We start from the raw sequence: 12,255 nt of genomic DNA, 5'->3' as shown, positions 1-12,255 counted from the left end.
CGGCCCCGCCACGCCGCGGCCGTCGTCAAGGCGAGCGTCCCGACAGCACGATGTCCAGCGCATCCATCGAGAAGTCTCCCGTCACGTGCGCGTCGCCCAGGCCGCGGGGCAGGATCAGCCGAATCCGGCCCTGGGCATTCTTTTTGTCGCCGAGCATCGCCTTCTTGAGGTCCCCGGCGTCCAGATCGCCCGCGTTCACCGGCAGGCCCAGGTGCGCCAGCAGCGCCTCCAGGCGCCGTTGTTCCCGGCGCTGCAATTTTCCTTCGGCCACCGCCAGCCTGGCGGCCATGCACATTCCGGCGGCCACGGCCTCGCCATGCAGCCAGCGTCCGTAACCTGCCGTGTGCTCGATTGCATGCCCGAAGCTGTGGCCGAAATTCAGCACGGCGCGCCGCCCGCTGCGGTCGTGCTCGTCCTCGCCGACGATCGCGGCCTTGATCTCGATCGAGCGTCGAACGGCATGGCGCAGGCAGGCTGGGTCGCGTTCCAGCAACTCGCCGGTGTTGTCTTCCAGCCACCCGAGAAACTCCTCGTCGGCAATTGCGCCGTATTTCACGACTTCCGCCATCCCGGCTTTCAGTTCACGGTCGGGCAGCGTGTCGAGAACGTCGGTGTCGCAGATTACCGCCCGCGGCTGGTGAAAGGCGCCGACCAGGTTCTTGCCCCACTGGGTATTGATCGCGGTCTTTCCGCCCACCGATGAGTCCACCTGCGCGAGCAGCGTGGTCGGAAGCTGGACGTAATCCACGCCGCGGTGATAGCAGGCGGCGGCAAAGCCGGCCACGTCGCCCACACAGCCGCCACCCAGCGAAATCAGCGTGCAGCCCCGGTCCAGCCCCAGGCGGGTCATGCGGTGCAGGATTCGCTGCCAGTGCCTGATGTCCTTGGCCTCTTCGCCGTCGGGAAGGACCAGGGTCTCGCAAGGATCCCCGCCCACAAGCGCGGCCAGGCGATCCAGATACAGGTCCGCGACAGTGCGGCTGGCCACGGCGAGGACACCCCCGTTCCCGACCCATTCGTCCAGGATTCCGGGACGGGTGAGGAGGCCCTGGCCCACGAGCACGGGGTACGTGCCCGAGGCCGCCTGAACATCTATTCGATCGACTTCCATACCTGGTGTGACGCGATGCCGCGCCGCTAGTTTTCCTTCAACAACTTCAGGATATCCTGTCCGACCTGCCTGACCCGGCGCCCCGTGGTATCCACGATGTGGCTGGCCACTTCAAGGTACAGCGGGCCGCGTTGAAGCATCAGATCCTTCAGAATGTCACGTTTCGGGCCGGAGGCCAATAGCGGACGATTGCGGACGTCGCGGGTCCGGCGCACCTGCTCGTCCAGGCCGCACTTGAGGTAGACCACCCTGCCGCCGGCCCGCAGTGCCTCGCGGTTACGCTCGCGGAGGACGGCGCCGCCCCCCGTGGCCAGCACAATGTTCCGCTGTTCGCACAGGTGTTCGAGCGCCTTCTCCTCGCGCGCCCGGAACCCTTCTTCGCCCTCGAATTCAAAGATCAGCGCGATGTCCACGCCGGTCTGTTCCTCGATATACCGGTCGCTGTCGGCGAATTGCCACTTGAGGCGCCCGGCCAGCCAGCTTCCGACCGCGGATTTGCCGGAACCCATGGGACCTACCAGAAATATGTTTCGCGGCGTTGGCATGGCTTGTGATCGTCCCGGCGCGGGGGATTGCGGGATTGGCCGCAAATGGTACCCACAAACCGTTCCGCTATTGCTGCGGCTCGATAATCGTCGGTGTCACGAAAACGAGGAGTTCGGTCTCGTTGGAGGAATTGATGCTTGAACGGAACAGACGGCCGAGACCGGGAATGGACCCCAGCCAGGGCACGCTGGATTGCGTGTCGGCATTCTCGGTTTCCCGAATTCCGCCCAGCACGAGGGTCTGGCCGTCCTGCACCAGTACCTCGGTCTCGATCCGGCGCGTATCGATGGACGGAACGGCGCCTCCGCGCTCGGTGGCGACAATCTTTCCCACGCTGTCCTTGGTTACCAGCAGGCGGAGGATGACCCGGCCGTTGGGCGTGATCCGGGGCGTGACCGTGAGGCCCAGCGCGGCGTGCTTGAAGTGGGTGGTTGTGGCGCCGCTGGAGGCCGCTTCCTGGTAGGGGATTTCGACGCCCTGGCGGATGCTCGCTTCGCGCTGGTCGGAAGCGAGCACCCGGGGCGCGGATATGAGACGACCATGGCCTTCGGCCTGCATCGCCGCAAGTTCGAGGTCCAGCAGGTAATCGGGATGCAGCAGGGCCAGCGAGAACCGTCCGGCGGCCCCGGCAACCGGCAGACTGACGCTGTAACGGTCGGCGACATCGGCGGCGGTCAATGCTCCTTGCCCATCCTTCGGGTTTTCCAGCGTTTCGGCGATGCGCCCGGTGGCTTCCCCGGTCCCGGAAAGCACGACCGCGCGGCCCTCGCCACGCCGGTCCACCGCCGTAACGCCCCAGCGCAAACCCAGGTTGCGTCCGTAATTCCGGTTGGCGACCACCACGCGCGACTCGATCAGCACCTGCCGCGCCGGCAGGTCCAGTTTGGCCAGCAATTGCGCGAGCTTCTCCAGGCGATGCGGAGTATCGTGAGCGATCAGGCTATTGGTTCGCTCGTCCACCTGAACCGTGCCCCGTTCGGAAAGCAGCGTGGATTGACCACCGGCGATCACGGCGGCCAGTTCGGAGGCCGAGGCGTAGTTGACCCTGAACTGCCGCAGCTGCAACGACGCCAGGGATTCCTGCGCACGCTCCACCTCGCGGCGGGAGGAGTCCCGCGCGAGGAACTCTTCGGGGGTGGCCACCACCCAGACGCCGTGGTTCCTGCGCGCCTTCAACCCCCGGGTTTCAAGCAACAGCGCGAGTGCGTCGTCATGAGCCATTTCGGTGATTTCCAGGGTGATGGTGCCGGTAACTGAATCGGAAACCAGCATTTGCTGCTCCGTAGCCTCCGCCAGAAGCTGCAGTGCGGCGCTAACGGGCAGTTCCCTGAAGCTCAGGGATATGCGCCCGGCTTCGTCCGCCAGCGAGAGACCGGCGCAGGTGAGCGAAAGAAGCGCAAGCCAGGCCCTTCGGTAGGGCCCGGTCATGGCGTTTCCGGATGCAGACGCGGCCGGCCCTCGTGATCGTCCACGATCCGGTAGCGTCGGTCGCCCACCCGTATAAAGCCGCTTTCTCTTGACGATTCCCGCTCTTGCCCGCCGGCGACCGCAGTGAGGTCGCCGATCTCCCGGGGCAATGCACCGAAGGGAGAGGGAAGGCCCGGACTCGTGGGCGGAGCCAGTGCTTCTGCCGGCTCGCCCGCGCCGGGGTCGGGAAGCCAGTCGGCGTGCCCCTCGTCGGCAAAGTAGGCCAACAGCCGCGCCTCGGCGCGCAAGCGGCGGTTCTCCGGACTGTCGCCCGATGCGATCGTGATCTCGCCCAGCTCGCGCAATTCCCCGGCCGTCAGAACAAGGTCGATAGCACCGATGATCTGACCGTAATCACCGGCCATCTGCATTTCCGCGCCGAGGTGCGGGAACCGGCGGGACATGTCTCCCGGCGGCTCCCAGGGCCGCACTTCCTCCACGGGCGACCCGTCCCCGCCCGCCGCCAGCGACACGGCCAGGTCCAGAGACCCGGCGCCGCGCGGGATCCTCGCCCAGCTTTGCCGAAGCTGCTCTTCGAGTCGTTCCAGTTCCATGCGCAGCAGTTGCGATCGCCGCTGGGCACGGCGCGCTTCCTGCAGCCTTTCCTCCAGGCCGGCAAGAGTTTCCGTAGCCCCGGCCAGCTGCGGCAGCAGCGTCCCCCGAACGCGGACCTGAAGTCCGACTGCTGTTACCAGTACCAGCAGGGAGCACGCCAGCGTGACGCTTACCCGCCGGCTCCACAGCCCGGGTTTACCAGGCTCCAGGTTGCGCAGCTCGTCGAGCAGCGTCATTCCGCGAACCCTCCCGTCAACACGAATTCGCGCGCCTGGCCCGAGTTGCTGCGCAAATGCTCGATGCGGGATTCGGACACCGTGGGCATGGCCCGGATCGATTGAAGAAGTTGCGCCGCCGGTTCCAGGTTGCGGGCCACGCCCTGCAATTCCCAATCCGTTCCCTTGATCGAGAGCCCCTTGAGGCGCAAATCGGATGGGATCGCTTCGGGCAGTTCCTCCAGCCAGTCCCGCACGACCTGGTTGTGGTCACGGACCCGCTGCAATTCGGCCAGCAGGGCGCCCATATCGTCGCTGTTTGCCTGCAGGTTCCGCTGGTCGGCGGCCGTGTCCCTGTACCCGGCAATGGCGGCCTGCAGTTGCGCAGCCCGGCGCTCGACTTCGCGCAGTTTCCCGGCGTAATGAAGCTCGGTTGCGGCCACGACTCCCATGCCGGCGACGAGCCCGCACAGGAGGGCGGCCCAGGCGTCGCGCCGCCGCGTCCTTTCCCTCCGGTCGCGCCAGGGAAGCAGGTTCAGCGATTGCATCGCCCGATCGCCGCTCAGGGGAGCCATGCTTGCCGCTCAGGCGTGATCATTTAGCGCCAGGGCATACGCTCCGAACAGGGCGGGCGAGAATTCACTCGCGCCGTCGCCGGGGCCGAAAGCCGGGGTCCCAATCGCTTCAACGGGCAGGTCCAGTTCCTCGCGCAGGGCCGTGCATGCGCCGTGAAGCAAGGCGGCGCCTCCCCAGAGAAGCATCCTCTCGGGCGGCGCGATATTCGGTCGCGCTGTCAGATGCAGTTGCATCGCGCGCGCGGCATGCCGGGCGAGGTCCTTGAGGAACGACTCCCTGATCCGGGCGGCGCCCCCGCCGGGCAGTGCGCATTCCGCAAGCGCCTTGTGCGTGTCGCAGTCCGACAGCCCGTAAGCGCTGCTGAGGCGCCCGGCCAACTGAGCGCAGCCGAAGGGCTGGCTGTGCTGAAAGACGGACTCGCCTCCTGATTGGACCGTCAGGCGCAATTGCCGGTAGCCTCCGTCAAGGACCGCCAGCGGCGCCTCCCGGCCGGCCACCGCCGCTATCGCTCCCTGGACCGCGAATGTCGTGACGTCTACGGCGGCGACGGACAAGCCGGCAAGCCCGACTGCCCGGCACACGGCGTCTACGGCTGCCGAGCGGGCGATCGCCATCCGGAAACCCTGCGTCTGTCGGCCCGCCGTTTCCGCTACGTAATCGAAGGCGGCCTCGCCGAGAGGGAAGGGTGCGGCCTGGCCGGCCTGCAGGCGTGCCTGCCCTTCCGTTTCCGCGAGCGGAAGGTCCTTCGGCAGGCTGAAGCGGTGCACGATGACGTCGGCGTCGTCGAGACCGACCACCGCCCGCCGGGCGCGCGGGGCGGTCCGGCGCAAGGCGTCCCTTATCGCGTCGGCGTCGGAATCGTGCGAGGAGTCCTCCGCGTGCGAGCGTAGCGAGAGAGCGCAGGATCGTATGGCCCCCCGGCTGAGCTCGACCATCTTGACTGCGCCCGCGCCGATGTCCAGCCCCAGAACTGAATTTGTTCGCCGCAATCCCTGCATGGTCGACTGATGTATTGAAACCGTCCGTGTGGAGGAAGATTCGTGAGGGCTGCCTATAATGGGCATTCAGGTCCCGCACAGCCTGGAACTTATCCTGTGATTACGCGGCTACTCCAGTCCAGATCGTTTATCAACGCGTTCGTGAAGATATGCGTCCTGGGCGTTGCGGGAGCCACCATGGGACTGATTACGCTGGCCATGCTGATCGCCGGCGCGTATTTCTACCTCGCCCCGGGACTGCCGAGCGTGGAGGACATCCGCGAGGTGCCGCTGGAGATTCCCCTGCAGGCGAACACCCGCGACGGACGGATGATCGGCGAAGTCGGCGAGAGGTTCAGGACTCCGGTGGACCTTGAGGATGTACCGGAGCTGCTCCGCAATGCCTTTCTCGCGGCCGAGGACGATCGCTTCTTTGAGCATCCCGGTTACGACTACCAGGGCCTGGCGCGCGCCGCCCTCAACCTGATCCTTACGCAATCCGCCAGCCAGGGGGGCAGCACCATTACCCAGCAGCTCGCTCGCGAGTACTACGTGGGAAGGGAACGCACCTTCGTCCGCAAGGCCAGGGAACTGTTCCTTTCCCGGCGGCTTGAGCGCGAACTGAGCAAGGAAGAGATACTTGAGCTGTATCTCAACAAGATTTTCCTTGGCAACCGGGCCTATGGCGTAGCGGCCGCAGCCCAGGTTTATTTCGGCAAGAACCTCGATGAGCTGAATATTGCCGAGAGCGCCACGCTCGCCGGGTTGCCCAAGGCGCCGTCGGCCATCAATCCCGTCAGGAACCCCCGCCGCGCCACGAATCGACGGGCGTACGTCCTGCGCAGGCTCAGGGAACTGGACTTCATTTCCGAAGCGGAGCGGCGGGAGGCTCTGGCGGTGCCCATGGAGTCCCATCTGCACGGACCGCGTCAGGAGGTCGGGGCCCCCTGGGTCCTGGAGATGGTGCGCAAGGAAGCGATTGCCCGTTACGGAACGGAAGCGCTGACCGGCGGATATCGGGTAACGACAACGATAGACGCCCGCATGCAGGCTGCGGCCGAACGAGCCGTGCGCCGCGGTTTGCGGGAGTACGACCGCCGGCACGGATACCGTGGCCCGGTGCAGGCCGATCTGCTCCGCAACCTGCGGGCCGAGGGGCTGCGGACCGACGCGGAATTGCTGGAACACATGGATTCCCTGCCGCCGGTCGCGGACGCGCGGCCGGCTCTTGTGATGTCCTTCGGCGAGGCGGGCGAGGTCGAGGTCCTGGTCCAGGGTGCGGCCCGCTCGGAACTGCCATGGGAGCGGGTGCGCCGTCGGCCCTACGTCTCGGAGAATGAAGTCGGCCCGGAGCCCGCCGGACCCGAGGACATGTTTGCCGTGGGAGACCTGATACTGGTTCGCGATGCCGACGAAGGGGGCCTGGAGCTGACCCAGCGGCCGGAAGTCCAGGGCGCCCTGGTGGCCATCAATCCACACGACGGCGGGATCGTGGCGCTCGTGGGCGGCTACGACTTCAGCCACAGCAAGTTCAATCGGGCCGTGGACGCCCTGCGCCAGCCCGGTTCCGTGTTCAAGCCGTTCATTTACTCCGCCGCGTTGGATCACGGACTGACCGCCGCCACGGTCGTGAATGACGCGCCGGTGGCTATATACGACCCCACCACCGAGTCCGTCTGGCGTCCCAAGAACAACTCGGGACGTTTCAACGGCCCGACCCGCCTGCGCGAAGCGCTCGTGCGTTCGATGAACCTCGTGTCGGTTCGTGTTCTCCAGCGGGTGGGTCTGAGCGACACCATCGGCCACATTGGCGCTTTCGGCCTGCCGGACTCCTCGCTGCCTCCAACCTATTCCCTGGCGCTGGGTTCCGGCGGCGTGCCGCCGCTGCAGATTGCCCGCGGCTACGCCGTTCTGGCCAATGGCGGATATCGAGTCGAGCCCTGGCTGATCGAGCGGGTGGAGCAGGAAGGCCTGCGCTACCAGGCCGATGCGGCCGTTGCCTGCCGGTACTGTGAATTGAAGGCGGAATACGTTGGCACGGGGTCGGCCGGCGCCGCCGAGTGGCTGAACGGCGGCGAACCGCGAATGCCCACCCGCCTGGCGCATGCGTATGCCAGGCTCGATCGGCTCGCCGCGCTCTACCCTGCCGCCGGCGCCGAAGACCCTTTCGATTCCTTCGAATCGGTGGCCCAGATGCAGGCGGCGACCCTGCAACGCAATCCGGACGTGACCGACAGGCCCGAACTGTTCGCCGACCAGAAACTGGCTCCCCGCGTGGTGAGCGCCGAAAACGCCTACATCGTCTACGACATGATGCGCGATGTGGTTCTGCGCGGGACCGGCAGAAGAGCGCGGGCGCTGGGCCGGGAGGACCTGGCCGGAAAGACCGGCACGTCGAACGACAATCGGGACGCCTGGTTCAGTGGCTTCAACGGGGACCTGCTGGCGACCGTGTGGGTGGGTTTCGACCAGGAGCGGTCGCTCGGACGCTTCGAGGAAGGCGGGCGCACCGCCCTGCCGATCTGGATCTACTTCATGGAGGAGGCGCTGGAAGGGGCGCCCGAAGCCCCTCTGCCGCGCCCGCGGCGCATTGTTTCCGCCCGGGTCTCGCCCGAGACCGGCTTGCTGGCGCCGCCGGGCGAGGCCGACGCGATCTTCGAACTGTTCAGGGAAGACGCCCTTCCCGGCGCCTCGAGAGGAACCTCATCCGCCGACGCAGACGAAGAAGAAGAGGAACTCTTCTAGGCCTTCAGCGTTCCTCTACAGGAGTGTAGCTGCGCGCCGTGGGCCCGAGATAGAGCTGGCGGGGCCGGCCGATCCGCGACTCGGAGTCCCTTTGCATTTCACACCAGTGCGCCGCCCAGCCCGCGGTCCGGCCGACGGCGAACATGGGCGTAAACATGGTCGCCGGCAACCCCAGCGCGCGGTAGATGATGCCGGAATAAAAGTCCACGTTGGGATACAGGCGCCGGTCCTTGAAGTATTTGTCGCTCAGGGCGATTTCCTCCAGTTGCCGCGCCAGCGTGAACAGCCGGCCCTTGCCGGTCTTGAGCTCCTGAAGCACTTCATGACAGATGCCCCGGATGATGGTCGCACGCGGATCGAAATTCTTGTAGACCCGGTGGCCGAAGCCCATCAGCCGGAAAGAATCCCCCGGTTTCTTGGCCCTCGCGACGTATTCCCCGATATTCTCCGAAGTGCCAATCTCTTCCAGCATCTGGATCACGGCCTCGTTGGCGCCGCCGTGCGCGGGGCCCCAAAGCGCTATACACCCGGCGGCGAGGGCCGAGAACGGATTGACCCCGGAACTCCCGGCCATGCGCACGGTGGAGGTCGAGCAGTTCTGTTCGTGGTCCGCGTGCAGCACCAGCAGCGTGTCCAGCGCCCTGGCCGCCACCGGACTGGGCTCTTCGCCGAACATCATGTAGAGCAGGTTGGCGGCGTAGCCGAGATCCCCGCGCGGCGCTATGGCCGGCTCGCCGATCGCGTTGCGGTAGGCCGCCGCCGCCACGGTCGCGATATTGGCGATTGCCCGGTGGCTGAAGCGTTGCCTGTGATCTGCGTCGCCCGGGTTGGCGCACTCGGGATATACGGCCGGCATCACCGATAGCGCGACCGTCATCGTGCTCATCGGATGGGCGCCGGCGGGCATTGCGGCGATCGCATCGAGCACTTCCGGGGCGCAGGCCCGCAGGTTTGCCAATTCCTCAGAGAACGATTGCAGTTCCGCGCGCGACGGCAACTCCCCGTTCAGGAGCAGCCAGCACACCTCGGTGAAGTTGCTGTTCCGCGCCAGGTCGTCCGCGGCGTAACCGCGATACATGAGCACGCCCTTTTCGCCGTCGACGTAAGTGATTCGGCTGGTGCAACTGGCGGTGGACGCGAACCCGGGGTCGTAACTGTAGGCGCCGGTCGCCCGTGGGACGGCTTTCAGTTCCAGCGCGTCGGCGCCGAGCACGCCCGTACGCCGCGTAAGAGGCACGGAGTGCCCGTCGCGGCTTACAAGTCTGTCGCCCGAATCGGTCATGCAACTGCCTTGTTCCAGCCCGGCAGGACGGATGGCGCAGGCGTCACGAAACCGGCTCTCCGAACACCGGGATTGGCGCTCCGTTGGGGGGTGACGCCAGCCTAGGAAAGGCGCGGCCCAGAATCTGGGCGTTCGCGCCGCAAACCGTTATTATAGCCCAGCTGCCGGATTGGCGAAAAACTGCGGGAAATGAGGGGTTTAGGCGGACTTCCGTGAACCGTACCGGCGGCGGAACTTTTCGATCTGACCGGCCGATTCCATGATCCTCTGCGACCCGGTAAAGAACGGGTGGCAGGAAGAACATACTTCCACGCGAATGTCCTCACTCAAGGTTGAGCGAGTGACCAGTTCCCAGCCACAACTGCAGGTGACCTTGATCTCGTTGTACTTTGGATGTATTCCGGACTTCACGGGTTGCGGCCCCGTCCAACAGAGCGAGCGGGGCGGAAGCATAACCGAATGGCGGCCCTTGTTCAATCCGGCCGGGCCTGCCGGAGGCGCGCGCATCATCGCATGATTGCCGCGCTATGGTATGTTTATTTTCCCGCAAGGAATTGAAGAAGACGGCGAACCGCAAGGCCCACAGCGCAAGGCGAACTTGAGGAATGGACAGAGAATCCGAACAAATCCGGCAGGCGCCGATTAAAGTGCCGGCCCATCTGGGTAGGTTCGAGGCGGTCAGACATGAAGTGCTGGGCACGCCTCTGACAGGCTGCCCGCCGGAAGGCGTTTCACAAGCCCTATTCGCCCTGGGCTGTTTCTGGGGAGCGGAGCGCAGGTTCTGGCAAACGCCGGGCGTGCACGGCACGGCCGTGGGATACACCGGCGGGCACCAGGCCGATCCGGACTACTATTCCGTCTGCTCGGGTGTTACCGGTCACGCCGAAGCCGTGCTTGTGAGCTACGACGTAGCCACGGTCAGCTATGACGAGCTCCTCGCCGTGTTCTGGGAGGCGCACGACCCCACTCAGGGAATGCGCCAGGGCAACGATATCGGCACCCAGTACCGTTCCGGCATCTATACCCTCGGCGCCGACCAGCAGCGCCTGGCGCTGGCATCCCGCCAGGCGTATGGCGACGCACTCCGGGCGTCGGGTTTCGGTCCGATTACCACGGAGATTGCCCCCGCGGGCGTGTTCTATCTCGCCGAGCATTACCATCAGCAGTACCTCGCCAAGAATCCTGGGGGCTATTGCGGGCTTGGCGGGACCGGTGTGGCCTGCGAAGTCGGATCCAGCCTGCATGAACGGGCGGCGCTGACGGAGTGATCATGAAGCACCTGGCATTGATCGTCCTCCTTGCGCTGGTTGCCCCGGCCGCTTTCGCTATCCAGACGGCGCCCGACGACGCCATCGAAAACGACCGAACGTGGCTGGCCGAACAGCGCCGCATGAATCAGCGCTTTGTGGAATTGTTCAGGGAGCGACGATACGAGGAAGGCGAAGAGCTTGCCCGGTCTCTGCTGCTCAGGGCCGAGGAGAACTACGGTTACGATTCCACCGAGCTGCTGGCACCGCTCATCAACCTTGCGACGGTGCAGCGGGTGCAGAGGCGCTACAGCGATGCGCTTTTTCACTACGAGCGGCATATCGCGATCGCGGGCCGCAGTCTGGGCTACGACGCGCTCGAACTCGTCAACCCGCTGCATGGAATGGCACGGACCCACATTCGAATGGGCGATTACGAGGCCGCGATCGAGCCGCTTGCCCGCGCGTTGCGGATTACGCACGCGAATTCCGGCATCTACAGCCTGGAGCAGGGTGCAACGCGCGATCTCCTGAGCGACCTGGCGCTTGCCGAAGGCGACCTGGAGCAGGCAAATCTGCACCAGCGCGTCCAGGTCCGGGCGCACGAGCGGCGCTACGGCCCGGGCGATCTGCGCACGGTGCCGGCGCTCTACAAGCTGGGCGAGTGGTATGAACGCACGCGCCAGACCGCACTCCAGCGCCGGGCCTATGCGGCGGCCGACCGGATCATCCAGTCGGCGAGCGGCGAGGACAGCCTGGAGCGGGTGCAGGCGCTTCGCGGGCAAGCCAGCAGTTTCCTTCGGGAGTCAAGGCGCGAGAAGGCCGAAGAGTTCTTCAGGCGAGCCTTGAGCATCGTTCGCGCCCACCCGATTCAGGACATTCTGCAGCAGGCCAGGCTGCTGATCGACATCGGCGACACGCAAACGATCTTCAATCGCCAGCCCAACGCGCGTGAAACCTATCGGGAGGCCTGGGAGCTGTTGAGCGTGGACGACGAGGCGCTGGATTTACGTGCGGAACTCCTCCAAAACCCGGTGATCCCGCTCCGCAGCGCAAGACTTCCCGTGCAGGTGCCCCGCGAAATGTCAAACTCGTCAAGATACGAGTCCCAGCCGCGGGCGGGGTCGATTGTGCTGCAGTTGACGATCGAGCAGGACGGGACCGTTTCGGGGGCGCAGGTCATGGAATCCAACCCGCCCGGCATGATCGACGAAATCGCTGTGGCCCTGATCAAGGGCGCCAAGTTCCGCCCCCAGATGCGGGACGGCGAGCCGGTGCGCGTGGAGGACGTCATCTACCGGCATCGCTTCCGCTGGTACAAGCGGCGCGACCCGGAACCGGTTGAGGGAATGCCTGCGCCGTCGGAACCGGTGGATGAAGAACGGCCGCTTGAAGTTCCGGGAGCGGCCGCAACGTAGCCTTCTCGAGGTTATGCGCCTGTTTGCGCTTCCTCGCCCTTCGTTCGTCCCCCTCCTCGTGGGAGGCGCCATCCTGGCTCGATTCTCGCTGTCCCTGCTTGTCTGTTTGAATAGGG

11 protein-coding genes are annotated in these 12,255 nt (G+C 65.8%); 3 read left to right on the top strand and 8 right to left on the bottom strand.

The window, feature by feature from the left end; translation table 11 throughout:
• Positions 1 to 25: 25 nt before the first annotated feature.
• The 6 genes from aroB to F4Y72_06995 all read right to left on the bottom strand — a co-directional run bounded on the left by aroB (position 26) and on the right by F4Y72_06995 (position 5,534).
• Positions 26 to 1,111 (bottom strand): 3-dehydroquinate synthase, encoded by a 1,086-nt coding sequence (gene aroB, locus F4Y72_07020; GenBank protein ID MXZ28043.1) that lies wholly within the window; start codon positions 1,109 to 1,111, stop codon positions 26 to 28.
• A gap of 26 nt (positions 1,112 to 1,137) precedes the next feature.
• The gene (locus F4Y72_07015) at positions 1,138 to 1,656 is read right to left on the bottom strand and encodes a shikimate kinase (protein ID MXZ28042.1); all 519 of its coding nucleotides are present in this window, start codon (positions 1,654 to 1,656) and stop codon (positions 1,138 to 1,140) included.
• 67 nt (positions 1,657 to 1,723) lie between these two features.
• Positions 1,724 to 3,085, bottom strand: coding sequence for a type IV pilus secretin PilQ (pilQ, locus tag F4Y72_07010; protein MXZ28041.1), 1,362 nt, complete (start codon positions 3,083 to 3,085; stop codon positions 1,724 to 1,726).
• A complete protein-coding gene (locus F4Y72_07005; GenBank protein ID MXZ28040.1) occupies positions 3,082 to 3,915 on the bottom strand; it encodes a hypothetical protein in 834 nt (277 codons plus the stop codon). The genes pilQ and F4Y72_07005 overlap by 4 nt, the downstream gene beginning before the upstream one ends.
• A complete protein-coding gene (locus F4Y72_07000) occupies positions 3,912 to 4,469 on the bottom strand; it encodes a hypothetical protein (protein ID MXZ28039.1) in 558 nt (185 codons plus the stop codon). Before F4Y72_07000 ends, F4Y72_07005 begins: the two co-directional genes overlap by 4 nt.
• A 9-nt stretch (positions 4,470 to 4,478) precedes the next feature.
• Entirely contained in the window at positions 4,479 to 5,534 is a 1,056-nt protein-coding gene (locus F4Y72_06995; GenBank protein MXZ28038.1) for a hypothetical protein, read from the bottom strand.
• A gap of 75 nt (positions 5,535 to 5,609) precedes the next feature.
• Between F4Y72_06995 and F4Y72_06990 the strand changes: the two genes are divergently transcribed.
• Positions 5,610 to 8,192: a peptidase gene (locus F4Y72_06990; protein MXZ28037.1), complete on the top strand. Its 2,583-nt coding sequence runs from the start codon at positions 5,610 to 5,612 to the stop codon at positions 8,190 to 8,192.
• Between the two features lie 4 nt (positions 8,193 to 8,196).
• Here F4Y72_06990 and F4Y72_06985 read toward each other — a convergent pair whose 3' ends face one another.
• Both F4Y72_06985 and rpmE read right to left on the bottom strand, forming a co-directional pair.
• A complete protein-coding gene (locus F4Y72_06985) occupies positions 8,197 to 9,474 on the bottom strand; it encodes a citrate synthase (protein ID MXZ28036.1) in 1,278 nt (425 codons plus the stop codon).
• A gap of 198 nt (positions 9,475 to 9,672) precedes the next feature.
• Positions 9,673 to 9,885 carry a 50S ribosomal protein L31 gene (rpmE, locus tag F4Y72_06980; GenBank protein ID MXZ28035.1) on the bottom strand — a complete coding sequence of 71 codons (213 nt, stop codon included), beginning with the start codon at positions 9,883 to 9,885 and terminating at the stop codon, positions 9,673 to 9,675.
• Between the two features lie 194 nt (positions 9,886 to 10,079).
• Between rpmE and msrA the strand changes: the two genes are divergently transcribed.
• Both msrA and F4Y72_06970 read left to right on the top strand, forming a co-directional pair.
• Positions 10,080 to 10,742: a peptide-methionine (S)-S-oxide reductase MsrA gene (gene msrA, locus F4Y72_06975; GenBank protein MXZ28034.1), complete on the top strand. Its 663-nt coding sequence runs from the start codon at positions 10,080 to 10,082 to the stop codon at positions 10,740 to 10,742.
• A gap of 2 nt (positions 10,743 to 10,744) precedes the next feature.
• Positions 10,745 to 12,139: a TonB family protein gene (locus F4Y72_06970; GenBank protein MXZ28033.1), complete on the top strand. Its 1,395-nt coding sequence runs from the start codon at positions 10,745 to 10,747 to the stop codon at positions 12,137 to 12,139.
• Positions 12,140 to 12,255 lie beyond the last annotated feature (116 nt).

Source organism: Gammaproteobacteria bacterium, from assembly GCA_009838035.1.
Lineage (GTDB): Bacteria > Pseudomonadota > Gammaproteobacteria > Steroidobacterales > Foliamicaceae > Foliamicus.
The sequence above is the reverse complement of the archived record's forward strand: the minus strand, read 5'-3'. Positions and strand labels throughout refer to the sequence as shown.